At 65.8% G+C, this 22,009-nt stretch carries 23 protein-coding genes and 1 tRNA gene; 17 read left to right on the top strand and 7 right to left on the bottom strand.

Features of this window, described 5'->3' with window-relative positions:
- Positions 1 to 24: 24 nt before the first annotated feature.
- From cydB to ACREEF_RS11610, 3 genes are all read left to right on the top strand, one after another.
- On the top strand, positions 25 to 1,173 hold the full coding sequence (cydB, locus tag ACREEF_RS11620; RefSeq protein WP_431565739.1) for a cytochrome d ubiquinol oxidase subunit II: 1,149 nt from the start codon (positions 25 to 27) through the stop codon (positions 1,171 to 1,173).
- 22 nt (positions 1,174 to 1,195) lie between these two features.
- Positions 1,196 to 1,315, top strand: coding sequence for a cytochrome bd-I oxidase subunit CydX (gene cydX, locus ACREEF_RS11615; protein WP_114818411.1), 120 nt, complete (start codon positions 1,196 to 1,198; stop codon positions 1,313 to 1,315).
- 170 nt (positions 1,316 to 1,485) lie between these two features.
- The gene (locus ACREEF_RS11610) at positions 1,486 to 2,139 is read left to right on the top strand and encodes an OmpW/AlkL family protein (RefSeq protein ID WP_431565738.1); all 654 of its coding nucleotides are present in this window, start codon (positions 1,486 to 1,488) and stop codon (positions 2,137 to 2,139) included.
- 66 nt (positions 2,140 to 2,205) lie between these two features.
- Here ACREEF_RS11610 and ACREEF_RS11605 read toward each other — a convergent pair whose 3' ends face one another.
- A complete protein-coding gene (locus ACREEF_RS11605; RefSeq protein ID WP_431565737.1) occupies positions 2,206 to 2,949 on the bottom strand; it encodes a helix-turn-helix domain-containing protein in 744 nt (247 codons plus the stop codon).
- Positions 2,950 to 3,005: 56 nt separating this feature from the next.
- Positions 3,006 to 3,404, bottom strand: coding sequence for a hypothetical protein (locus ACREEF_RS11600; RefSeq protein WP_431565736.1), 399 nt, complete (start codon positions 3,402 to 3,404; stop codon positions 3,006 to 3,008).
- 96 nt (positions 3,405 to 3,500) lie between these two features.
- Here ACREEF_RS11600 and ACREEF_RS11595 point away from each other — a divergent pair, with 96 nt between their 5' ends.
- From ACREEF_RS11595 to rplA, 6 genes are all read left to right on the top strand, one after another.
- A complete protein-coding gene (locus ACREEF_RS11595; protein WP_431565735.1) occupies positions 3,501 to 4,034 on the top strand; it encodes a pyridoxamine 5'-phosphate oxidase family protein in 534 nt (177 codons plus the stop codon).
- A gap of 136 nt (positions 4,035 to 4,170) precedes the next feature.
- Positions 4,171 to 4,246, top strand: a tRNA-Trp gene (locus ACREEF_RS11590).
- Positions 4,247 to 4,316: 70 nt separating this feature from the next.
- Positions 4,317 to 4,616, top strand: a complete 300-nt coding sequence (gene secE / locus ACREEF_RS11585) for a preprotein translocase subunit SecE (RefSeq protein ID WP_431565734.1) — start codon at positions 4,317 to 4,319, stop codon at positions 4,614 to 4,616.
- Between the two features lie 13 nt (positions 4,617 to 4,629).
- Positions 4,630 to 5,205: a transcription termination/antitermination protein NusG gene (nusG, locus tag ACREEF_RS11580; RefSeq protein ID WP_431565733.1), complete on the top strand. Its 576-nt coding sequence runs from the start codon at positions 4,630 to 4,632 to the stop codon at positions 5,203 to 5,205.
- 796 nt (positions 5,206 to 6,001) lie between these two features.
- The gene (gene rplK, locus ACREEF_RS11575; protein ID WP_431565732.1) at positions 6,002 to 6,433 is read left to right on the top strand and encodes a 50S ribosomal protein L11; all 432 of its coding nucleotides are present in this window, start codon (positions 6,002 to 6,004) and stop codon (positions 6,431 to 6,433) included.
- 3 nt (positions 6,434 to 6,436) lie between these two features.
- Positions 6,437 to 7,123 (top strand): 50S ribosomal protein L1, encoded by a 687-nt coding sequence (gene rplA, locus ACREEF_RS11570; protein ID WP_431565731.1) that lies wholly within the window; start codon positions 6,437 to 6,439, stop codon positions 7,121 to 7,123.
- Here the strand turns inward: rplA and ACREEF_RS11565 are convergent.
- On the bottom strand, positions 7,051 to 7,839 hold the full coding sequence (locus ACREEF_RS11565; RefSeq protein WP_431565730.1) for an NAD(P)-dependent oxidoreductase: 789 nt from the start codon (positions 7,837 to 7,839) through the stop codon (positions 7,051 to 7,053). The two genes, rplA and ACREEF_RS11565, sit on opposite strands and share 73 nt — an antisense overlap.
- A 54-nt stretch (positions 7,840 to 7,893) precedes the next feature.
- Between ACREEF_RS11565 and ACREEF_RS11560 the strand changes: the two genes are divergently transcribed.
- The gene (locus tag ACREEF_RS11560) at positions 7,894 to 8,310 is read left to right on the top strand and encodes a winged helix-turn-helix transcriptional regulator (protein WP_431565729.1); all 417 of its coding nucleotides are present in this window, start codon (positions 7,894 to 7,896) and stop codon (positions 8,308 to 8,310) included.
- Here ACREEF_RS11560 and ACREEF_RS11555 read toward each other — a convergent pair.
- Complete coding sequence (locus ACREEF_RS11555; protein WP_431565728.1) at positions 8,307 to 9,473, bottom strand: aspartyl/asparaginyl beta-hydroxylase domain-containing protein; 1,167 nt, start codon at positions 9,471 to 9,473, stop codon at positions 8,307 to 8,309. The two genes, ACREEF_RS11560 and ACREEF_RS11555, sit on opposite strands and share 4 nt — an antisense overlap.
- Before the next feature lie 175 nt (positions 9,474 to 9,648).
- On the opposite strand from ACREEF_RS11555, the gene ACREEF_RS11550 reads away from it, so the two are divergent.
- The 6 genes from ACREEF_RS11550 (at position 9,649) to rplL (ending at position 13,624) form a co-directional block, all read left to right on the top strand.
- Positions 9,649 to 10,305, top strand: a complete 657-nt coding sequence (locus ACREEF_RS11550) for a DUF47 domain-containing protein (protein WP_431565727.1) — start codon at positions 9,649 to 9,651, stop codon at positions 10,303 to 10,305.
- 6 nt (positions 10,306 to 10,311) lie between these two features.
- A complete protein-coding gene (locus ACREEF_RS11545) occupies positions 10,312 to 11,313 on the top strand; it encodes an inorganic phosphate transporter (protein WP_431565726.1) in 1,002 nt (333 codons plus the stop codon).
- The gene (locus ACREEF_RS11540; RefSeq protein WP_431565725.1) at positions 11,313 to 11,750 is read left to right on the top strand and encodes an NUDIX hydrolase; all 438 of its coding nucleotides are present in this window, start codon (positions 11,313 to 11,315) and stop codon (positions 11,748 to 11,750) included. The genes ACREEF_RS11545 and ACREEF_RS11540 overlap by 1 nt, the downstream gene beginning before the upstream one ends.
- Before the next feature lie 68 nt (positions 11,751 to 11,818).
- A complete protein-coding gene (locus ACREEF_RS11535; RefSeq protein ID WP_431565724.1) occupies positions 11,819 to 12,376 on the top strand; it encodes a DUF2059 domain-containing protein in 558 nt (185 codons plus the stop codon).
- A 296-nt stretch (positions 12,377 to 12,672) separates the two neighbouring features.
- The gene (gene rplJ / locus ACREEF_RS11530) at positions 12,673 to 13,188 is read left to right on the top strand and encodes a 50S ribosomal protein L10 (RefSeq protein ID WP_105563614.1); all 516 of its coding nucleotides are present in this window, start codon (positions 12,673 to 12,675) and stop codon (positions 13,186 to 13,188) included.
- Positions 13,189 to 13,243: 55 nt separating this feature from the next.
- Positions 13,244 to 13,624 carry a 50S ribosomal protein L7/L12 gene (rplL, locus tag ACREEF_RS11525; protein WP_431565723.1) on the top strand — a complete coding sequence of 127 codons (381 nt, stop codon included), beginning with the start codon at positions 13,244 to 13,246 and terminating at the stop codon, positions 13,622 to 13,624.
- Between the two features lie 157 nt (positions 13,625 to 13,781).
- Here rplL and ACREEF_RS11520 read toward each other — a convergent pair whose 3' ends face one another.
- The 3 genes from ACREEF_RS11520 to ACREEF_RS11510 form a co-directional block, all read right to left on the bottom strand.
- Positions 13,782 to 15,761: a M61 family metallopeptidase gene (locus ACREEF_RS11520; protein ID WP_431565722.1), complete on the bottom strand. Its 1,980-nt coding sequence runs from the start codon at positions 15,759 to 15,761 to the stop codon at positions 13,782 to 13,784.
- 44 nt (positions 15,762 to 15,805) lie between these two features.
- Entirely contained in the window at positions 15,806 to 17,749 is a 1,944-nt protein-coding gene (locus tag ACREEF_RS11515; RefSeq protein ID WP_431565721.1) for a M61 family metallopeptidase, read from the bottom strand.
- 99 nt (positions 17,750 to 17,848) lie between these two features.
- The gene (locus tag ACREEF_RS11510; RefSeq protein ID WP_431565720.1) at positions 17,849 to 18,370 is read right to left on the bottom strand and encodes an FKBP-type peptidyl-prolyl cis-trans isomerase; all 522 of its coding nucleotides are present in this window, start codon (positions 18,368 to 18,370) and stop codon (positions 17,849 to 17,851) included.
- Between the two features lie 317 nt (positions 18,371 to 18,687).
- Between ACREEF_RS11510 and rpoB the strand changes: the two genes are divergently transcribed.
- On the top strand, positions 18,688 to 22,009 hold a 3,322-nt coding region (gene rpoB, locus ACREEF_RS11505), incomplete at its 3' end, for a DNA-directed RNA polymerase subunit beta (RefSeq protein WP_431565719.1).

Here is a 22,009-nt window from a genome sequence, read left to right as displayed (position 1 = left end):
CCCGGTCGTTGAAGGAAAAGAGAGATGGAACTTCCCCTCGACTACACCACGCTCCGCCTGATCTGGTGGGGACTGCTGGGCGTGCTGCTGATCGGCTTCGCCCTGACGGACGGCTTCGACATGGGTGTCGGCGCCCTGCTGCCCTTCGTCGCCAGGACGGACGAAGAACGCCGCATGGTGATCAACACCGTCGGCGCGACCTGGGAGGGCAACCAGGTCTGGTTCATCGTCGGCGGCGCGGCGATCTTCGCCGCCTGGCCCTTTGTCTATGCCGTCAGCTTCTCCGGCTTCTACCTGGCCATGTTCCTGGTCTTGTCGGCGCTGATATTGCGGCCGGTGTCGTTCAAGTACCGGTCCAAGCGGCCTGAGGCGCGCTGGCGCTCCATGTGGGACTGGGGCCTGTTCATCGGCAGCTTTGTCCCGGCCCTGGTGTTCGGCGTGGCGGTCGGCAACGTCATGCTGGGCGCGCCCTTCCGTCTGGATAGCGACCTGCGGGCCTTCTACGAGGGCACGCTGCTGGGTCTGTTCTCGCCCTTCACCCTGATCTGCGGTCTGCTGTCGGTCTGCATGCTGGTGCTGCACGGCGCGGCCTGGTTGTCGATCAAGGGCGAGCCGGGGCCGGTGCTGAACCGGGCGCGCACCTTCGGTACGATCGCCGGTCTGCTCAGCCTGGTGCTGTTCGCGGTCGGCGGCCTGTTCATCGCCTTTGGCGACATCGGCTTCCGCATCACGGGCGCGCTGGACACGGCGGGTGTCTCCAACCCGCTGCGGACTACGGTCGAGGCTGCGCCCGGCGCCTGGATGGACAACTACGGCCTCTATCCGTGGATGATCATCGCCCCGGTGCTGGGCTTCCTCGGCGCCCTGGTGGGCCTGATCGGGATGTGGCGCCGCTCGCCGGCCCTGGCCTTTGGCGGGTCGTCGGCCTCGGCGGTGGGGATCATTTCGACGGTCGGCCTGTCGATGTTCCCCTTCATCCTGCCCAGCTCGATCAACCCGCAGTCCAGCCTGACGGTGTGGAACGCCTCGTCCAGCCACACGACCCTGTTCATCATGCTGATCGTGGTGGCGGTCTTCCTGCCGATCGTCCTGCTCTACACCGCCTGGGTCTACAAGGTGCTGTGGGGCCGTTCGAGCACCGCCGAACTCAAGACCAACCCCGACCTCTACTGATCCCGCGAAAGGAGATCGTCCCATGTGGTATTTCGCCTGGATCCTGGGCCTCGGCCTGGCGGTGGCGTTCGGCGTGCTGAACGGCGTCTGGCACGAGTTCCAACTGTTCGACGAAGGCGACGAGGGCCGCTCCGAGCCCTGACCCTTCCCGTCGATGACATCAGCCTCTCCGACCTCGGTCGGGGAGGCTTTTTCATGGGTATTTTCTTAGGCTTGCGCTGGATCAAGGCGTCAAACCGGTGGCCGTGGGACGGTGTTTTCGACATCGAAGCCGGACCCTCCTCGATCCGGCGATTGTCGGGAATGATACCGATGAAGACCGCCGCCGTCCTTCTGGCCGCCGCCAGCGTTCTGACCCTGGCGGGCGCCGCCTCGGCCCAGACCGCCGCCCCTGAACCCGTCGGCAAGGGCACGCTGATCATCACAGCCCGCATGACCGGCGTCCTGCCGCAGGCCGATGACGCCATCGTCACCGACGCCGGCGCCGACAGCGGCCTGCACGTCGATGTCAGCGACGACTGGATGCCGACCCTGGGCTTCACCTGGTTCGTCGCCGACCACTGGGCCGTCGAGGCCATTCTGGGCGCCACCCAGCATGAGGTCCGCGCTAAGGGCGGGGCGACCGACGTGGCGGTGCACGAGACCTGGGTCCTGCCGCCGGTGGTGACGCTGCAATATCGCCCGACGCCGAATGCGACCATCAGCCCTTATGTCGGCGCCGGGGTCAGCTACATGGCCTTCTTCGAGGGCAAGGATAAGAATGGCTTCGAGGTCGATCTGGACAACGGCTTCGGCGTCGCGCTGCAGGCCGGCGCCGACTGGAACCTGTCGGGGCCGTGGACCCTGAACCTTGACGCCAAGAAGGTGTGGTTCGACACGGACGCCAAGATCAACGACGGCGCGCTGAAGAGCAGCGTCAGTCTTGATCCGTGGGTCGTGTCGGTGGGCGTCGGCCGCAAGTTCTAGGGCCGATGCGGGGAGGGGCGCGGAACGTCAGGCCGCGCCCCCTTCACCCCAATCTGTGAAAATGGATCAGCCCGCGCCTTCGCCCAGGGCCTTCAGCGCTTCGGGATCGGGCAGGGCCACCTCGTTGTTCGGCAGCAGTTGGATCAGGCCCGAGGTCTTGAACTGGGTGAAGACCCGGCTGACCGTCTCGATCGACAGGCCCAGATAGTCGGCGATGTCGAGGCGGGTCATGGGCAGGTGAACCCGGCCTTCCTCGCCGCCCAGCTGCACCTGCCGCGCCGACAGACGGGTCAGGAAGCTGGCGATGCGTTCGCGCGCCGTCTTGCGGCCCAGCAGGACGATCTGTTCCTGGGCCGCCATCAGCTCGTCGCCGGCCATGGCCACCAGCCGGTGCTCCAGCGCGGGCAGGGCGTTCAGCAACTGGTCGAACTCGCCACGCCGGAAGCGGCAGGCGCTCAGCGGCGTCAGCGCCTCGGCGGTGAAGCTGGAGGCGCCGCGCCCGCCCAGCCCCAAAAAGTCGCCCTGGAACAGGAAACCGGTGATCTGGCGCCGGCCGTCGGGCAGCAGGCGATACAGCTTCACCGCGCCGTCGACGACGTTGAAGACGAAGGGATTGGGATCGCCTTCGTGGAACAGGGCCTGCCCCGGCTGGGCCGTCACCGTCTCGCTGGCGCAGGCCATGCTCTGCAGCTCGTGGCCCTTCAGGTCGGCGCAGACGCCCAGCGGCCGCGCCCCGCAGGTCGCGCAGGGGTGGATGTCCTCAAGGCGGACTTCGGCATGGTCGGCGGCAGCCGCGGCGGCGGATATCAAGATCGTAACTCCAGAGTCCCGCCAACCTAGGCCAGACGACGCGGTAATCGAAGGGTTCAGGCGGTCGCAGGCTGATCATCGTCGGTATAGCGCAGCCGCGCGCCCAGACGACGGGCCAGGACGGTCAATTCGACCGCCAGGCTTTGCCGCACCAGGGGGCGCACGCCCATTTCACGCACGACGAAGGGGCCGGCCCACAGGGTCTCGCCGAACTCCAGATCCGGCTGCCGCCACCAGGTGACGAAGCCCAGAACCCCGCCGCGCTGGCTGCGGGCGCTCAGAATGCCGCGACTGTCGGGCGCCGCGCGCCAGTCGCGCAGAAAGGTTCGCCACTGGTCGGCGTCGAGATCGGGCCGCCACATCCGGGCGAGGGCGAACTCGGCCGCTCCCTCGGCCTCGGTCAGGGGCGCGACGCTCAAACGGGGCGCATCCGGCATGAGGCGGGACTCGGTCATGCGACCATTTCGCGCCGGCAGCGCCAAATCGCCTTGATCTGTGTCAAGGTGAACCCGGCAGGCCCGCCGCAGGTTCACAGCGAAGGAGTTCAGGTCATGACTACAGCAGCATCCAGCGTGATCCCGATTCACGGTGCGGCGGTGGCCGCGATCCTCAAGCTGCTGGATGGCCAGCGGCTGATGACCCTGGCGTCCAATCGCGCCGACGGGCGGCCGCAGGCCAGCACGCTCGGCTATCTGAACGACGGGCTGAACCTCTATTTCGTCACCGCGCGCGACAGCGAGAAGTTGCGCAACATCATCGCCGATCCGCGCGTGGGCGTGGCCGTGCGCGGCGTGGCCGGTGAGGGGGAGGCGGTCGGCCTGTCCATCGACGGCCGAGCCGAAGAAGTGACGGACGGCGACGAGGTCCTGCGGCTGAACGACCTGATCATCGCCCGGTCGCCCGAGATCAGTCCCTGGGCGCCGGGAGGCGACGCCGTGGCGGTGGTGAAGGTGATTCCCGAACAGGTCGAGGCGGTCGCCGTTCTGGACGGCCGCAGCCGCGCCCAGACCTTCTCGATCGGCGATCCCGACCGCGTCGTGCATGGCGTCAGCTATGAGCCGAGCGCCGTAGCGCGGCTGTTCTGAACAAACCCGCGCATCTATCGGCGGTTATCGCGAAACGCCCCTTGAAATGCCCTCGGCCGTCAGGCATATGCGCCCCTCTGGCGAGGTTAGCGCCGTCGAGCTTGCTCACGGCGCATTGATCTTTGTCCGGGACACTAGGAGTGTAGCTCAGCTGGTAGAGCATCGGTCTCCAAAACCGAGGGTCGTGGGTTCGAGTCCCTCCGCTCCTGCCATTCCCCCTGTCGCAGTCGCCTGGGAGTTCCCATGTGAGGCGACAGGTTCCAGAGGTTGAAGAGACGTCATATGGCCAAGGCGAAGACCCCCGGCGGTCGCCGCACCGTGGGAAAGCAGACCGTAGCCGCCGCGCAAGGCGCCGCCACGGTCGCCGTTGACGCGCCTGCACCCAAGAAAAAGACGTCGCCTGCCCAGTTCTTCAGCCAGGTTCGCGCTGAAGCCCGCAAGATCGTCTGGCCCAGCCGCAAGGAGACCTGGATCACCTCGGTGATGGTCTTCATCATGGTGCTGATCGCCTCGGCCTTCTTCTGGATCGTCGATACGGGTCTGGGCTTTGCGTCCCGCTTCATTCTCGGCCTCGGCCAATAAAGGAGACGCGCACATGAGCGATGCAGCGCCCAAGCCGGCGGCCAATCCCCGCCACAAATGGTATATCGTCAACGCCTACTCGAACTTCGAAAAGAAGGTCGCGGAGCAACTGCGCGAGCAGGCGAAGCAGCAAGGCCTTGAAGACAGCTTCTCCGAAATCCTGGTTCCGACCGAGGAAGTCGTCGAGATCCGTCGCGGCCGCAAGGTGAACTCGGAACGCAAATTCTTCCCCGGCTACGTGCTGGTGAAGATGGAGATGACCGACAACGCCTATCACCTGGTCAAGAACACGCCGAAGGTCACGGGCTTCCTGGGCGCCGCGGGCGGCACCAAGCCCCTGCCGGTCTCGGAACGTGAAGTCCAGAACATCATCGGCGCCGTGGAAGAGGGCGTCGAGCGTCCGAAGCCCACCATCCGCTTCGACATCGGCGAGACCGTCAAGGTCATCGACGGTCCCTTCGCCAGCTTCGACGGTCAGGTCGAAAGCGTCGACGAGGACAACGCCCGCCTGCGCGTGGCCGTGTCCATCTTCGGCCGCCCGACCCCGGTGGATCTGGAATACAATCAGGTCGAGAAGACCGGCGGCTGATCGTTTCGATCATCGCCTGAACGACGCTCAGCGGCGACCTTCGGGTCGCCGTTTTGCTTTGTCGGCATCATTGGACACGCCGCATTGCGCGTGAGCTGGTGTGTCGCTTTCAGGAAATTGACGGGATTGGCGTGGCGCAGGGGCGTTTTCGCCAACCTGGCTTTCATCGTGATAGGCTTCGCGTGGCTGTTCGCCGCAGGAAAGCGAATTTCAGACGATTCAGACTCATTGGACTCTGTTTTTCAGAAAGTCGTGCGTAACGACGGCGTTGAATTGGGTCGGCCGGGTATGGATGGAGAATTCAGGATGCGCGTAGCCTTCGTTCTGACCGGTGCAATGATTATGGGGGGATGCGCCACTGCCCCCTCCAAGCCCATAGAAGTCGCGACCGTAGAGTGTGAGGCTTCGAGCGAGACTGGCGAGGTCCGGAACTGCGTCCTGATTTCACAGACTATCGAAGGCTCGGATTTCGGAGAGTTCGCGGTGGGGGAGGTTGGAAGCGGTCGTTTGAAGCCTTCGACGCAATACCAAGGGTGGCGGAAGTTCAGCGTTCAGGTCCGGGGGCGGGGCAGCTAGCTCGCTGTCTGTGCTTCATCAGACTCGGGGCGTCGCCACTATCGAGTGGGGATCCATATCGAACACCCTCGTTTGCGTTTGCACGACTACCCTGTTAAACGCGCGCCTTCGCTGGACGGCCTTCGAGTCGTCAGGCGGCAAATCCGTGGGAGGCAGCCATGCCAGACCACGGCTCACCGGCCCCTTCAGTCTCTGTCGGGGTCATCCATAGGAGAGACCAATGGCCAAGAAGATTCTCGGCTATATCAAACTGCAAGTTGCGGCCGGTTCGGCCACGCCTTCGCCCCCGATCGGCCCGGCACTGGGTCAGCGCGGCGTCAACATCATGGGCTTCTGCAAGGAGTTCAACGCGCGCACCGAGAAGGTCGCCAAGGGCACGCCCCTGCCGACCGTCATCACGGTCTACCAGGACAAGTCCTTCACCTTCATCACCAAGACCCCGCCGGCCACCTTCTACCTGAAGCAGGCCGCCGGCATTAGGTCGGGCGCCAAGCTCGTCGGTCGTGAAATCGCCGGCAAGGTCACGCAAGCGCAAGTTCGCGAGATCGCTGAAGCGAAGATGAAAGACCTGAACGCCAACGACATCGACGCTGCCATGCGCATCATCGAAGGCTCGGCCCGCGCGATCGGCATCGAAGTGGTGGAGGGCTAATCCATGGCTAAGCAAACCAAGGCTCACAAGGCTCGCACCGGCGTCACGCAGGACCTCCTGCCGTTCGCCGACGCCATCAAGCTGGTCAAGGACAACGCCAAGGCCAAGTTCGACGAGTCGCTCGAAATCGCCGTCAACCTGGGCGTCGACCCGCGTCACGCCGACCAGCAGGTCCGTGGCGTCGTCAACCTGCCGTCGGGCACCGGCCGTGACGTCCGCGTCGCCGTCTTCGCCAAGGACGCCAAGGCTGATGAAGCCCGCGCCGCCGGCGCTGAATACGTCGGCGCCGAGGATCTGTACGAGCAGATCAACGGCGGTCTGATGGACTTCGACCGCGTCATCGCTTCGCCCGACATGATGGCCCTGGTCGGCCGTCTGGGTAAGGTGCTGGGTCCGCGCGGCCTGATGCCGAACCCCAAGGTCGGCACCGTGACCCCGAACGTCGCCCAAGCCGTCAAGGACGCCAAGGGCGGCGCCGTCGAGTTCCGCGTCGAGAAGGCCGGTATCGCTCACGGCGGCATCGGCAAGGTCTCCTTCACGCAGGACGCCCTGGAAGCCAACGTCAAGGCCTACGTGGACGCGCTGAACCGCGCCAAGCCGGCCGGCGCCAAGGGCACCTATGTGAAGCGCATCACCCTGTCGTCGACGATGGGCCCGGGCTTCAAGGTCGATCCGGCTTCGCTGGTCTGATCTCCAGCGTCGCGCTGAAATGACGAAGACCCCGGAGAGCGATCTCCGGGGTCTTTTTCTTTGAGCCTACCGCGCTTCGCGCTGCTTGAGGCCCTGGGCCGCGGGTCAGTAGCCGACGTGAAGCGCTGGCGGCTATGCCTCGGCGTCTCGATCTCATCGGCCATGGCGATGGCGTAGTCGGGGAAGGAGATGGCGCTGCGGCCGTCGGCGGTAACCAGCAGGCTGTCTCCGCCGAGGCGGAACTGGCCGGTCCGTTCGCCGCCGTCGAACACGGCGGACGGCGACAGGAAGGTCCAGTTCAGGTCGGTTTCCTGGCGCAGGCGATCCAGGAAGCGCCCGCCCGCCGCCGCTTCGGCCTTGTAGATCTCGGGGAAGTCCGGGGTGTCGATGACCTTCAGACCTGGCGCGGCCTCCAGGCTGCCGGCGCCGCCGACCACCAGATAGCGCGGCACGCCCGCCGCCTTGACGGCGCCGATCAGGGTTTCGGGGTCGCTGTCCGTGAACATGACGGCGCTGATCACGGCGTCGGCGCCCTTGAGAAGCGCGGGCAGGGCGGCTGCATCGGTCACGTCGCCGCTGACGGCGGTGATCCCGTCGTCGGTTGGGATGCGCGCGGGGTTGCGAGCGACGCCCGTCACCTGATGGCCGCGCGCGGCCAACTCCTTGGTGATTTCCGATCCGGCGCGACCGCTGGCGCCGAGGACTGTGATCTTCATGGGGAGGACTCCATAGGTTACCAATGGAGACCAGGTGTGATAATGGAAGTGACCATGCAAGAAGGCACCGAAACCTCATCAGGTCACCCGGCGGAAACCGGGCAGGGGCTATGGCGCGGCGACGTCTACGCCGCTGACTGCCCGACGCGCCTGCTGCTGGATCGGATCGCGGACAAGTGGACGGTGCTGTTGCTGACCACGCTGGCGGGCGAGCCGATGCGCTTCAACGCCCTGAAGCGGCGCATTGAGGGCGTGTCGCAGAAGATGCTCAGCCAGACCCTGCGTCAGATGGAGCGGGACGGCCTGGTGACGCGCACGGTCGAGGCGACGGTCCCCGTGTCCGTCACCTATGCCATCGCGCCTTTGGGTCAAACCCTGGTTCAGGCGCTCCAGCCCATGATCGAGTGGGCCGAGACGCGGATGCCGGAGGTGGGGCAGGCCCAGGCGGCATATGACCGGCGCGCTGCTTAAGCGGCCTGGAAGTCGCGCTGGGCCTTCATCATCTCGGTGATCAGCACCTTTTCCTTGTCGTCCAGATAGGGGTTCCAGACGTCGAAGATCAGGATGACGCGCAGGTCGTCGGCGTCGTTCCAGGCCTCATGCTCGATGGTGTCATCAAACACCCAGGCCTTGCCCATTTCCCACGGTCGCGTTGTATTCCCGACGCGGAAACGGGCTGGCCCGGGCAGGATGATCGGCAGGTGGGCCAGCAGGCGGACGTTGGACGAGCCCGTATGCGCCGGGATGTGGGTGTGCGGCTGCAGGGCCGAGAACATGGCGGTCGGGGCGAACCCGTCCTGATCGGCCATCGGCAGGCTTTCCAGCAGGGCGGCTGTGCGCGGGCAGCGGGCGCAGACCGCGTCCTGGCGTCGTCCGTCCTTCCACAGGAACAGAGAGCTCCATTTTCGGGAGTGGTTCAGTTCGCCCCATTGATTGACCGGCGCGCCCTTGGGGTAGGCGATGTAGGGCGCGAACTCGTCGAAGGCGGTTTCCAGCAGCCCCGCCAACTCCTCCTGAATGACCGAAGTGGCGTCTTCCAGTGTGGCAAGCCAGGGAAACAGGCTGCGGTCGTAGAAGGGAATGATGGGCAGGCGAGGATAGTTCAGCAGCAGCGGTTGCTGTTTCGGCGGCTGGATCAGACCGGCGTAGATCTCCAGTCCCTCATCGAACCGATCCAGCGCCGCTTCGCCAACGTCGGCGCGCAATCCCGCCAGGCGCTGGCGCAAGAAGTCCCCCAAGGCCCGCGCGTGCTGGTCGACCATTCGGGCGGCGTAGTCCATCTGGGCGACGACCGCCGGCTGGCAGTGGGCGCGCGGCGGGGCGATCTTCAGGGCGTCGCGATAGACGTCGACCGCCGCTTTGGGCTGATTGATCTTCTCCAGCATGGCGCCTTTCGCCAGCAGGGCGGCGAAGTCGTAGGGCTTCATGTCCAGGGCTTCATCCAGGACGGCGAGCGAGGCGTGGAAATTCCCCAGCAGGCGAAGCGCGACCGCGCGGTTCAGCGTGGCGTTGTGCGTGCGCCCGAGGGCGTCGGCCTGATCCAGCAGCGCCAGGGCCTGATTGGGGTCGCGCCGGGCCAGGGCCTGGCCGGCCTGAATCAGGAATTGTTCCTGCGCAGGACTATGGTCGGGCATGCGCACTCCCCAATGCGGACACAATCATGAACGGGTCGTAATGTTGCATTGCCGCAGACCGCGTCAACGGGGATTGTGGGAAACGGCAGTTTCCGTGTGCGGATGACTTGACGAAGGGGACCGGAATCCGGTCTTGGGGCGCTGTCGCCTCGCGCGGCTATTGCGGAGACGACCCATGCTGAGCTGGTTCCAGGCGCTGTTGCCCAAGGAAGACAACTTCTTTCGCCTGTTCGACGCCCACGCCGCCGCCCTGGTGAAGGGCGCGGATGCGCTGCGCCACACGATGGAGGGCGGCGACGCGACGGCTGACTGGTGCCAGAAGATCGTCGATCACGAGCATGAGGCCGATGAGATCGCGCGCGAAGTCCTGTTCGCCGTGCGCCGCAGCTTCATCACCCCGTTCGACCGCTCGGACATTCGCGGCCTGACCAACTCGCTGGACGACACGATCGACCAGATGCAGAAGACGGCCAAGGTCGTCACCCTGTATGAAATGCGCGAGTTCGCTCCCAAGATGCGCGAGCTGGCTGACATCGCCGTCCAGTGCGGCGCCCTGACGGTCGAGGCGGTGTCCCTTCTGCCGGCCATGCGCAAGAATCACGAGCGGCTGAACGAGCTCACCGAACAGATCGCCCGCCTCGAAAGCCAGAGCGACACCCTCTACGACGAGGGCATGAAGGCGCTCTATGAGCTTCACCGCCACGACATGACCGGCGGCAACACCCTGGGCTTCATCATCGGCGGCGAGGTCTATGATCACCTCGAGAAGATCATCGACCGCTTCGAGGATGTGGCGAACCGCATCAACGGCGTTCTGGTCGAGCACCTGTAGGGTCTGATGGATCACGCCCTCCTGATCCTGATCTTCCTGATCGGCGTCGCCCTGCTGTTCGACTTCCTGAACGGCCTGCACGACGCGGCCAATTCGATCGCCACCATCGTGGCCACGCGCGTCCTGCCGCCGATCTATGCGGTCGGCTGGGCGGCCTTCTTCAACTTCATCGCCTTCCTGTTTTTCGGCCTGCACGTGGCCGATACGATCGGACGGGGGATTATCTCGCCCGACGTGATTTCGGATCAGGTGATCTTCGGCGCCCTGATGGGGGCGATCAGCTGGAACGTCATCACCTGGCTGGCCGGTATTCCGTCCTCAAGCTCGCACGCCCTGGTCGGCGGCCTGCTGGGCGCGGGCATCGCCAAGGCGGGGACCAGCGCAGTCGTCATCGCCGGGGTGCTGAAAACGGTGGGCGCCATCTTCATGTCGCCGGCCATCGGCTTCCTGCTGGCCCTGCTGTTGGTGCTGATCGTGTCGTGGTTGTTCGCCAAGGCCAATCCCAACTTTGCGGACCGGATCTTCCGTGGCCTGCAGTTCGTCTCGGCCTCGGCCTATTCGCTGGGCCACGGCGGCAATGACGCGCAGAAGACCATGGGGATCATCGCCATCCTGCTGTATTCGCGCGGCATGCTGGGCGGTGAGTTCCACGTGCCCTTCTGGGTCGTGATCACCTGTCAGGCGGCCATTGCGCTCGGCACCCTGTTCGGCGGCTGGAAGATCGTCCACACCATGGGCTCGCGCATCACGCGGCTCAGCCCGCAGCAGGGCTTCTGCGCCGAGACGGGCGGGGCCATTACCCTGTTCGCCGCGACCAGCATGGGCATCCCGGTGTCGACCACCCACACCATCACCGGCGCCATCATCGGCGTGGGCGCGGCCAAGCGCGTCTCGGCCGTGCGCTGGAGCGTGGCGCGCAGCATCGTCACCGCCTGGTTCATCACCATGCCGGCGGCCGCCGCCATCGGCGCGATCTTCTACTTCCTCGGCGGCTTCTTCCTGACCTGATGACCGCGCCGGCTCGAACAGAGACCTCCGAGACCCGTCAGGTCGCCGCCTTGCCCTGGCGTCGGGGCGAGAACGGGGTGGAGGTGATGATGATCACCTCGCGCGAGACGCGCCGCTGGGTCATTCCCAAGGGCGGTCGCATGGTGGGCAAGACCGATCCCCAGGCGGCGGCTCAGGAGGCCTATGAGGAGGCAGGCATCCAGGGCGAGACTCAGGACGCTCCCATCGGCCATTTCCGCTACGCCAAGCGGCTGAAGTCGGGTGCGACCCAGGCCTGCATCGTCGCCGTCTATCCGCTGGAGGTCCTGATCCAACTGGGCGCCTGGCCCGAGGACCAGCAGCGACAGCGGCGCTGGATGCCGCAGGCCGAGGCGGCGGACTCGGTGCACGAAACCGATCTGGCCGAGCTGGTCCGGGGCTTCAACCCGGCGGCTTGAGCAAGCCGGTCCTGTTGGTGTTGCGAAGAACGACGAATTCTGGGCGTATGCCGTCCCTTGGAGGGGCCATGCGTAAATTCAGTCTGATCGTTGCTATCTCGATGTCACTGCCGGCGAGCTTTGCGCACGCGCAAGAGGGGGTTCGCGCTCAACCGCCGACGTCCGATATGCTGGTGATGGTGGTGCGGGATGACCCGCGTCCGGCCCTGGCCGAACAACTGGTGCAGATGACCCTCAGGGGGATGGACAAGTTCACTCAGGAAATGCTGACGCAGCAGCTCGCGGGGGCTGAGGGGGTCATGCCTGAGGAGCAGGCGCGCTGGCTTCGGCGGAACGCCGGTCCCATAGCAGATAGCAATCTGCGTTCCCTGGTCGATGCGATCACCCATGAGTATGCGACGCGATTCACTGAGGCGGAACTGAACGCCCTGATCGCCTTCTATGGCGGGCCGCTGGGGCAAGACATCGCGCGCAAGCAGATGGAGGCTGGCGGTGCGCTGGGCGAGGCGGCGCAGAAGTTTCAGATCGCCTTCGCCACAGAGCTCATGACCAAGTTTTGCGGCCAGTTCGACTGCGAGGGCGAAGCGGCCAAGGGAACGCCCACAGGAAAGCCGTCGCGCCGTTGATTTCCTCGCTCAGCCGTGTATAGAGCCCGCTTCTCGTCAGGGCCTCGGCCTTGGCGGATCCTGTCCGAGAACTTCGGGACGTGGGGGCCACCCGCGTCATAATCGTCCAGAGAGCCCTCTGGCGCCGTGGGGAGATGGGGATGCAAAGACCTTCATCCAGCCGTTTTCGGCCGGATTAGGCCTGCTTCCTTCGGACAATAAGACCGGCCTGAACGCTGTGCAGCGATGCGCGGCGCTATGGCCAAATCCGTCGTCGGGAATTAGCCCGGCGGCGAATACCAAAACTGGAGACCGCAATGGACCGCGCACAAAAAGCCGAGTCGATCGAATCGCTGAAGAGCGTTTTCGCCGACGCGGGCGCCGTGGTCGTGACCCACAACTTGGGTCTGACCGTTGCGGAGATGGAAGACCTGCGTGGTCGCCTTCGTAAAGAAGGCGGCGCGTTCAAGGTGGTGAAAAACCGTCTGGCGCTCAAGGCGCTGGGCGTCGAGGAAGGCAGCGAATACCACGACCTGTTCAAGGGTCCCGTGGGCATCGCATATGCAGCCGACCCCGTCACCGCCGCGAAGGTCGCGGCTGAATTCGCCAAGGGCAACGACAAGTTCAAGCTCATCGGCGGTTTCATGGGCGACAAGGTGCTGGACGCTGCGGGCGTCGACGCCCTGTCCAAGCTGCCGTCGCTGGACCAACTGCGTGGCAAGCTGATCGGCCTGCTGCAAGCCCCGGCGACCAAGGTCGCTGGCGTTCTGCAAGCACCCGCCGGCCAACTGGCTCGCGTCTTCAACGCATACGCGACCAAAGACGCCGCCTAAGCCTCGTCATCTCTGCATATCTCTCTGAACCTCATCCTACCGAAGGAAGACTAAAATGGCTGATCTCGCCAAGATCGTTGAAGAACTGTCGGCTCTGACCGTCCTGGAAGCCGCTGAACTGTCGAAGCTGCTGGAAGACAAGTGGGGCGTCTCGGCCGCCGCTCCGGTCGCCGTCGCCGCTGTCGCCGGCGCCGCTGCTCCGGCTGAAGCCGCTGAAGAGCAAACCGAGTTCACCGTTGTCCTGGTGGACGGCGGCGACAAGAAGATCAACGTGATCAAGGAAGTCCGCGGCGTCCGCACCGACCTGGGTCTGAAGGAAGCCAAGGACCTGGTCGAAGGCGCTCCGCAGAACGTCGTCGAGAACGTTTCGAAGCAAGTCGCTGAAGAGCTGAAGAAGAAGCTCGAAGAAGCCGGCGCCAAGATCCAGATCAAGTAAGATCGGGTCCTGGTCCTCGGCTTCGGCCGAAGGCAAGACTTCAAGGAACGGGTCGGAGGGAAACCTCCGGCCCGTTTTCTTTTGGGCGTGGCCCAGGCGGCAATGAAAAACGGCCCGGGATCGCTCCCGGGCCGCTTCTGTTTCCGGCGGCGGCGTCCTAGCGGCGACGCGGCGTCAGGATGTCGCCGAGGCGGTCCGGCGTGCCCTCGATGCGTTCCAGGCGCGGGTAGCGCAGGCCGTCGTGGTAGTCGAAGGCGACGGTGCGGTAGCGGTCGCCGTTCTTGAGCAGCAGCGAGATCGGGGCGTCGGTCCCCTTGGCGGCGGTGACGGCGTCACGCAGGACCTCGGGGGAGGCGGCGCGGTCGTTGACGGCGACCAGATCCCAACCCGGGCCGATGTCGGCCTCGAAGGCGCGGCCGCCCCAGCGAACGCCGGTCAGCTTGTTCGTCGAGGACAGGGTGAAGCCCAGGGAATACTGGAAGTCGTTGGCCCAGCCCGACTGGATGCGTTTCTCGGCGGCGGTCAGGCTGTCGGTATAGGTCAGGCGATAACCGCCGCGCGCCAGACCGTCCAGCGGGGCCTTGGCGTCCGGGCCCGTCGCGTCGAGGCGGGTGCGCAGGAAGGTCGCCCAGTCATGCGGGTGGACGGCGTTCAGGACCGCCACCACGTCGTCGAAGACATAACCGCGGGGCGCGTACGATCCGTCGTCGCCGCCGAAGAAGCCCTTGGCGAAGTCGTCCAGCGACTTCTTGCCGCCAGTCCCCTCGCGGATCAGGGTGTCGGCGTCCAGCCAGATCAGCAGGGACTCGCGGTAGTAGTCGCCGGTGCCGCGCATCCACGAGGCGTAAGGGTTGCTGGTCCGGTAGCCGAGCAGGTTGTGGTTGTTGGTGTCCTGCAGCGGGCGCCAGGCGCGGCCGGGCTGGTTGTCGTAGAAGGCGGCGACCTCGGCGAAGCTGGTCAGGATGTCGGCCTTGGAGGCCAGGCCCGAGCGGGCGGTCAGCACGTCGCCCCAGTATTCCGTCTGGCCCTCATAGACCCAGAGCAGGGTGTTCTGGGTCGGGATGTTGTGGTTGGCGGTCAGCTCGTCGGCGGGGCGCTGGCGCTTGCCGTTCCAGGCGTGAACGAACTCGTGCGGCAAGAGGCCGACAGCGCCCAGGTCCTTGCCCCAGGTGGTGAAGAAGTCGGTCGGGACCGTGTTCTCGGACGAGCGGTGATGCTCCAGGCCGATGCCGCCCAGTTTCGACGTGGCGGCGACCAGGAAGTCGTAGCGGTCATAGGGACGGGCGCCGAACAGGCGGTCGGTCTGGGTGACCAGGTTCTCAAACCAGCCAAGCTGTTCCGCCGTCGGGGCGATGTGCCTGGCCGCGTCCGCCACGATGTTCAGGTGGACGGCCTCGCCCCTGGGGTCGATCTCGATGCGGCGATAGTGGGCGCCGCCGAACAGGGGGCTGTCGATCAGGGAGTAGAGGTCGGTCGGCTTGAAGGTCGCCAGGCCGTTCTCAAAGCTGTCGGTGTCCAGGGCCACGCCGTACTGCCAGCCCTGCGGCAGGCGGATCGAGGGGGCGAAGGTGATGCCGGTCGAGCGGTAACCGGCGGGGTAGAGGAGGGCCTTTTCCCACTGCAGGTTGACGATCTCGGGCGTCATGGTCACGCGCCAGGTCGAGCTGTCGGGCTGGGTCAGCCACTGGAACTCGACCACGATCTCGCTGACGCCCTGGGGCACGTCCACGTGGAAGGCGTAGGGGTCGATGGTGTCGCGCAACCAGTCGATCCGGTTCCCGCCGCCGGTCACGGTGACGCCCGAGATCAGCTGGATCGGGCCGGTGTCGGCGTGGTTGCCGGGCAGGAATTTCGGATAGAGCAGGACCAGTGGCCCGGCCGAGACCGGGATGGTCTGGCGGACACGGATGATCTTGCGTTCGACGTCGGTGGCGTCGACCTCATACTTGATGACGCCGGGATAGGCCGCGGCCGTCGGAGCCGGGATCGGCGGCAGGGCCCGAGGCAGGCCCAGGGGCGTGTTCTGGGTCGTGGGGGCGGCCGGAGCCTGCGGGCCGGTCCATTGCTGGGCGAGAGCGGTCGAGGCGACCGAGGTCAGCAACAGGGCGAGGGCGGCGGCGGGCAGGCGTCGGGTCATCGGAAATCCAGAACTCAAATGCAGACAGGCTTAGACTAGCAGGGCTAGCGGCGGCGCGGGGAGAGGATGTCGCCCAGCCGGTCCGGTGTCCCCTCGATCCGCTCCAGGTGCGGGTAGCGCAGGCCCTCGTGGTAGTCGAAGCGGACGGTCTTGAAGCGGTCGCCGTTCTTCAGGATCAGCTCGATCGGCTCGGATGATCCCTTGGCGGCGGTGACGGCTTCCTTGAGCGCGTCGGCCGAGGCGGCGCGACCGCCGACGGCGACGACTTCCCAGCCGGATGTAAGTCCCTGTTCAAAGGCCGGGCCGCCCCACAGGACCGAGGTGATCCGGTTCGCCCCGTTCATCATGAAGCCGAGCGAATAGGTGAAGTCGTTGCGGCCCAGCTCTTTATGCAGGGCGCCCATGTAGCCGGACGGCTGCTCCTTGAAGACCAGGCGGTAGCCGCCGCGCTCGATGCCGTCCAGCGGACCGCGCGAGGTCGGGCCGACCGCGTCCAGGCGCTCGCGCAGGAAGGCGGCCCAGTCGGCAGCCTGGACCCCGGCCAACGTCGAGGTCACGGTATCGAAGGTGTAGGGGGCCGGGTTCCAGTCGCCGTCCTCGACGCCGAAGAAGGCCTTGGCGAAGTCGTCGAGCGACTTCTTGCCGCCGGTCTGCTCGCGGATCAGGGTGTCGGCGTCCAGCCAGATCAGCGAGCCCTCGCGGTAATAGTCCTCGCTGCGCTGATAGCTGCCCCAGGGCTGCGGACGGCGCTGGCTGATGATGGGGTCGTTGGTGGTGTCCTGCATGGCGCGCCACTGGCGGCCGGGGATGTTCTGGAAGCTGGCGGCGGTCATGGCCAGAACGTCCAGCGCCTGTTGCTTCGACATCAGGCCCGCGCGGGCGGTCAGGACCAGGCCCCAGTACTGCGTCTGGCCCTCATAGACCCACAGCAGGGAGTTCTGCAGCGGCGCGTTGAGGTTGGGCGTCATCTGGTCGGCGGGGCGGCGCCACTTGCCGTTCCAGCTGTGGGTGTATTCGTGGCCCAGCAGGTCGCGGTCGCCCAGCGTGGCCTCGCGGTCGGTGAAATACTTGGGGTCGACGCTGTTCTCGGAGGAGCGGTGATGCTCCAGGCCGATGCCGCCCAGCTTGTCCGTCACGGCCAGCAGGAAGTCGTAGTGGTCGAAGTGACGGGCGCCGAACAGGCGGTCGGCCTGCTGCACCAGATTGCGGTGCAACTGGATATGCTCGTCCGAGGCTTCCAGCATTTTGGCGGTGTCAGCCACGACGTTCAGGCGGACCGGCGAGCGGCCGCCGGGGTCGAGGTCGATCTGGCGATAGTGCTGACCGGCGAAGACGGGGCTGTCGGCCAGGTGGTCGAGGGTGATGGGGGCGAAGCTCGCTACGCCATCGCTGAAGCTGACGGTGTCGAGGCCTGCGCCGAAGTTCCAGCCGGCGGGCAGCTTCAGGCTCGGCTTGAAGGTGATCTGACGCGAGTAGTAGCCCGCCGGATAGAGCAGCGCCTTCTCCCACTGGATGTTCAGCATCTCGGGGGTGACGACCACGCGGCCCTGACCGCCCTCGATCGGGGTCAGCCACTGGAAGGCGACCTCGACCTGGCTGACGCCCGCCGGCACCTCGATCTGATAGGCCCAGGGCTGGACCGTGTTGCGCACCCATTCCAGCCGCTGGCCGTTGGCGGTGAAGGTCAGGCCGCCGACATTGGCTACGGGGCCGACCGGGCCGTGGGCGCCGGGAATCCACTGGGGATAGAGCAGAACCATCGGCCCTGCCTGGGTCACGGGAATGGTCTGGCGGACCTGGACCAGTCGGCGGTCGATGTCGGTGGCGTCCACCTCGATGCCGATGACGCCCGGATAGGCGACGTCGCGGGGCGCGGGGATCGGCGCAAGAGCCACGGGCAGGGCGGGCGTGCCGACTTGAGCGAGCGCGGGCGCGCCCATTGAAACCAGCAGGGCGGCGGCGCTGACGGCCAGGGCGAAACGCTTCATGGACAGGAATTTCCCCAAGGGCCGCCCCAACGCGGCCCGAACTGGGCGGCAGACCACAATGCGTCGGCCCTCGCGTCAAGGCCGCATGACGGATCCCGGTCAGCCCGCCGGGTTCACTTCCAGCAGTTCGACGGTGAAGCGCAGGGCCGAGTTGGCGGGGATTTCGTCGCCCATCCAGCGCGGGCCGTAGGCGAGGTCGGCAGGGATGACGAACTCATAGGTCTCGCCAGTGCGCATCAGGGCGACGCCCTCGGTCCAGCCCTTGATGACGCGGTTCAGCGGGAAGCTGGCGGGTTCGTTGCGCGAGTAGGAGCTGTCGAACTCGCGGCCGTCGATGAAGGTGCCGCGATAGTGGACCTTGACCGTGTCGGCGGCGACCGGCTGGACGCCGTTCGGGTTGGCCTTGCCGACGCGGCGGTACTGCAGGCCTGAGGGCGTGGTGGTCCAGCCCTTTTGTTGGCCGTTCCACATCAGATAGGCGGCCTGACCGACCTCCCAGTTCTCCTGGGTGGCGGGGCCTTGCGGCACGACCTGGGCGATGGTCGCGGGCGCCGAGGCGCAGGCCGACAGGGTCAGGGCGAGGGCGGTCGCGGCAAGCGCGGGCAGAGCGATGCGGTTCATACGGCTAGGCTTATCACGCCGATCGAAACTGTCACCTGCCTGCGTCGAGGGCCTTTATTTCGCCGGAGATCGGCGTATATATGCCGCTCCGCAGATTCCAAGAATCCCGCGCGAAAGCGCCGAGGCCCGGTTTGTCGCCCTCCGACCGGTGCGCAGGCGTCGCTCCTTTCCCAAGGAGCGGGCATATCAGGCGTCCTGATCCCGCAGCGGGTCGAGGGTGGGCGCCGAGAGAACTTTTCGGTCACGACCGCCGTTCGGCGTGCCGTGGCTGCTGCATTGACGTCGGGCCCTCATCGGCTCGCGATTGGGAAAACAGAATGGCAAACTCCACTGACGGTCTCGCCCTGGGTAAGATCGCCTCCGCCACCTCGTTCACCGGAAAGAAGCGCATTCGTCACTCGTTCGGGCGTATCCCCGAAGCGGTGAAGATGCCGAACCTGATCGAGGTTCAGCGCGCTTCCTACGAGCAGTTCCTGCAGCGCGAAGTGCGCAGCGGCCTGCGCAAGGACCAGGGCATCGAGGCGGTCTTCAAGTCGGTCTTCCCGATCAAGGACTTCAACGAGCGCGCCGTCCTGGAGTACGTGTCCTACGAGTTCGAGGACCCCAAGTACGACGTCGAGGAATGCATCCAGCGCGACATGACCTATGCCGCGCCGCTGAAGGTCAAGCTGCGCCTGATCGTCTTTGAGACCGAGGAAGAAACGGGCGCCCGTTCGGTCAAGGACATCAAGGAGCAGGACGTCTACATGGGCGACATCCCGCTCATGACGGACAAGGGCACCTTCATCGTCAACGGCACCGAGCGCGTGATCGTCTCGCAGATGCACCGCTCGCCGGGCGTCTTCTTCGACCACGACAAGGGCAAGACCCACTCGTCGGGCAAGCTGCTGTTCGCCGCCCGCGTCATTCCTTACCGCGGCTCGTGGCTGGACTTCGAGTTCGACGCCAAGGACGTGGTCTTCGTTCGTATCGACCGTCGTCGTAAACTGCCGGCCACCAGCTTCCTGCTGGCCCTGGGCATGGACGGCGAGGAAATCCTCAAGACCTTCTACGAGACCGTGCCTTACGAGAAGCGCGGCGAAGGCTGGGTCACGCCCTACAAGCCGGAACGCTGGCGCGGCGTGAAGCCGGAGTTCGACCTGGTCGACGCCGACACCGGCGAAGTGGTCGCGCAAGCCGGTCAGAAGATCAGCGCCCGCGCCGCCAAGAAGCTGGCTGACGGCGGTCTGACCTCGCTGTCGCTGGCGGCTGACGCCCTGCTGACCAAGTATCTGGCCGCCGACGCCGTCAACTACGAAACCGGCGAGATCTACGCCGAGGCCGGCGACGAGCTGGACGCCGAGTCGATCGCCCTGCTGGAAGAGCGCGGCTTCACCACCATTGACGTGCTGGACATCGACCACATCACGGTCGGCGCCTACATGCGCAACACCCTGCGCGTGGACAAGAACACGGGCCGCGAAGACGCCCTGTTCGACATCTATCGCGTCATGCGTCCGGGCGAGCCGCCGACCCCGGAAGCCGCCGAAGCGATGTTCAACTCGCTGTTCTTCGACGCCGAGCGCTACGACCTGTCGGCCGTGGGTCGCGTGAAGATGAACATGCGTCTGGAGACCCCCGAGGTTTCCGACGAAATCCGCGTCCTGCAAAAGGACGACGTGCTGAAGGTGCTGCAGATCCTGGTCGGCCTGAAGGACGGCCGCGGCGAGATCGACGACATCGACAACCTGGGCAACCGTCGCGTGCGTTCGGTCGGCGAGCTGCTGGAAAACCAGTACCGCGTCGGTCTGCTGCGCATGGAGCGCGCCATCAAGGAGCGCATGTCCTCGGTCGATATCGACACGGTCATGCCGCACGACCTGATCAACGCCAAACCGGCCGCCGCCGCCGTGCGTGAATTCTTCGGCTCGTCGCAGCTGTCGCAGTTCATGGACCAAACCAACCCGCTGTCGGAAATCACCCACAAGCGTCGCCTTTCGGCGCTTGGCCCGGGCGGTCTGACGCGTGAGCGCGCCGGCTTTGAAGTCCGCGACGTTCACCCGACGCACTACGGCCGCATCTGCCCGATCGAAACGCCGGAAGGCCCGAACATCGGTCTGATCAACTCGCTGGCCACCCACGCCCGCGTCAACAAGTACGGCTTCATCGAGAGCCCCTACCGTCGCGTGAAGGAAGGCAAGGCCACGGACGAGGTGGTCTACATCTCGGCCATGGAAGAGGCGAAGCACGTTATCGCCCAGTCCAACATCGAGCTGAAGGCGGGCGAGATCGTCGAGGACCTGGTCCCCGGCCGGATCAACGGTGAATCCCAGCTGCTGACCAAGGCCGACGTCGACATGATGGACGTGTCGCCGAAGCAGGTCGTTTCGGTCGCCGCCGCCCTGATCCCGTTCCTGGAAAACGACGACGCCAACCGCGCACTGATGGGCGCCAACATGCAACGTCAGGCCGTGCCTCTGGTGCAGTCGGACGCGCCGCTGGTCGGCACCGGCATGGAAGCGGTCGTGGCCGTGGACTCCGGCGCTGTCGTGATCGCCCGTCGTGACGGCGTGGTCGAGCAGATCGACGGCACCCGTATCGTTCTGCGCGCCACCGGCGACGTGGACGCCGGTCGTTCGGGCGTCGACATCTACCGCCTGTCGAAGTTCCAGCGTTCGAACCAGTCGACCTGCATCAACCAGCGCCCGATCGTGCGCGTGGGCGATGAAGTGAAGGCCGGCGACGTGATCGCCGACGGCCCGTCGACGGACCTGGGCGAACTGGCTCTGGGCCGTAACGTCCTGGTCGCCTACATGCCCTGGAACGGCTACAACTTCGAAGACTCCATCCTGATCTCCGAGCGCATCGTGCGCGACGACATCTTCACCTCCATCCACCTCGAAGAGTTCGAAGTGATGGCGCGTGATACGAAGCTTGGGCCGGAAGAAATCACCCGCGATATCCCGAACGTCGGCGAGGAAGCCCTGCGCAACCTTGACGAAGCGGGCATCGTGGCCATCGGCGCCGAAGTCCAGCCGGGCGACATCCTGTGCGGCAAGGTCACGCCGAAGGGCGAAAGCCCGATGACGCCGGAAGAGAAGCTGCTGCGCGCCATCTTCGGCGAGAAGGCTTCGGACGTCCGCGACACCAGCCTGCGTCTGCCGCCCGGCGTCGCCGGCACGGTCGTCGACGTGCGCGTCTTCAACCGTCACGGCGTCGACAAGGACGAGCGCGCCGTGGCGATCGAACGCGCCGAAATCGAACGCCTCGGCAAGGACCGCGACGATGAGCTCAAGATCCTTGAGCGCAACGTCTATGGCCGCCTGAAGCCGCTCCTGCTCGGCAAGGACGCCATCTCGGGCCCGAAGGGCATGGGGCGCGGCGAAGTGACCGAAGAGAAGCTGGCCGAAGTGTCCAAGGGCCTGTGGTGGCAGGTCGCCCTCGACGACGAGAAGTCGATGGGCGAGCTGGAAGCCATGAAGAAGCAGTTCGAGGACGCCCGTAAGGCCCTCGACCGCCGCTTCGAAGACAAGGTCGAGAAGCTGCAGCGCGGCGACGAGCTGCCGCCGGGCGTGATGAAGATGGTCAAGGTCTTCGTGGCCGTGAAGCGCAAGCTTCAGCCGGGCGACAAGATGGCCGGCCGTCACGGCAACAAGGGCG

Origin of the sequence: Brevundimonas sp. (genome assembly GCF_050729455.1) — a bacterium.
Taxonomy (GTDB): Bacteria; Pseudomonadota; Alphaproteobacteria; order Caulobacterales; family Caulobacteraceae; genus Brevundimonas.
Note: the sequence above shows the minus strand (reverse complement) of the source record. Positions and strands in the feature narration are given on the sequence as shown.

Bases quoted from the DNA above. Each gene is read 5' to 3' on its own strand.
- cydB (WP_431565739.1), top strand. From the start codon at position 25: ATGGAACTTCCCCTCGACTACACCACGCTCCGCCTGATCTGGTGGGGA.
- cydX (WP_114818411.1), top strand. From the start codon at position 1,196: ATGTGGTATTTCGCCTGGATCCTGGGCCTCGGCCTGGCGGTGGCGTTC.
- ACREEF_RS11610 (WP_431565738.1), top strand. From the start codon at position 1,486: ATGAAGACCGCCGCCGTCCTTCTGGCCGCCGCCAGCGTTCTGACCCTG.
- ACREEF_RS11600 (WP_431565736.1), bottom strand. From the start codon at position 3,404: ATGACCGAGTCCCGCCTCATGCCGGATGCGCCCCGTTTGAGCGTCGCG.
- ACREEF_RS11595 (WP_431565735.1), top strand. From the start codon at position 3,501: ATGACTACAGCAGCATCCAGCGTGATCCCGATTCACGGTGCGGCGGTG.
- secE (WP_431565734.1), top strand. From the start codon at position 4,317: ATGGCCAAGGCGAAGACCCCCGGCGGTCGCCGCACCGTGGGAAAGCAG.
- nusG (WP_431565733.1), top strand. From the start codon at position 4,630: ATGAGCGATGCAGCGCCCAAGCCGGCGGCCAATCCCCGCCACAAATGG.
- rplK (WP_431565732.1), top strand. From the start codon at position 6,002: ATGGCCAAGAAGATTCTCGGCTATATCAAACTGCAAGTTGCGGCCGGT.
- rplA (WP_431565731.1), top strand. From the start codon at position 6,437: ATGGCTAAGCAAACCAAGGCTCACAAGGCTCGCACCGGCGTCACGCAG.
- ACREEF_RS11565 (WP_431565730.1), bottom strand. From the start codon at position 7,839: ATGAAGATCACAGTCCTCGGCGCCAGCGGTCGCGCCGGATCGGAAATC.
- ACREEF_RS11560 (WP_431565729.1), top strand. From the start codon at position 7,894: ATGCAAGAAGGCACCGAAACCTCATCAGGTCACCCGGCGGAAACCGGG.
- ACREEF_RS11555 (WP_431565728.1), bottom strand. From the start codon at position 9,473: ATGCCCGACCATAGTCCTGCGCAGGAACAATTCCTGATTCAGGCCGGC.
- ACREEF_RS11550 (WP_431565727.1), top strand. From the start codon at position 9,649: ATGCTGAGCTGGTTCCAGGCGCTGTTGCCCAAGGAAGACAACTTCTTT.
- ACREEF_RS11545 (WP_431565726.1), top strand. From the start codon at position 10,312: ATGGATCACGCCCTCCTGATCCTGATCTTCCTGATCGGCGTCGCCCTG.
- ACREEF_RS11540 (WP_431565725.1), top strand. From the start codon at position 11,313: ATGACCGCGCCGGCTCGAACAGAGACCTCCGAGACCCGTCAGGTCGCC.
- ACREEF_RS11535 (WP_431565724.1), top strand. From the start codon at position 11,819: ATGCGTAAATTCAGTCTGATCGTTGCTATCTCGATGTCACTGCCGGCG.
- rplJ (WP_105563614.1), top strand. From the start codon at position 12,673: ATGGACCGCGCACAAAAAGCCGAGTCGATCGAATCGCTGAAGAGCGTT.
- rplL (WP_431565723.1), top strand. From the start codon at position 13,244: ATGGCTGATCTCGCCAAGATCGTTGAAGAACTGTCGGCTCTGACCGTC.
- ACREEF_RS11520 (WP_431565722.1), bottom strand. From the start codon at position 15,761: ATGACCCGACGCCTGCCCGCCGCCGCCCTCGCCCTGTTGCTGACCTCG.
- ACREEF_RS11515 (WP_431565721.1), bottom strand. From the start codon at position 17,749: ATGAAGCGTTTCGCCCTGGCCGTCAGCGCCGCCGCCCTGCTGGTTTCA.
- ACREEF_RS11510 (WP_431565720.1), bottom strand. From the start codon at position 18,370: ATGAACCGCATCGCTCTGCCCGCGCTTGCCGCGACCGCCCTCGCCCTG.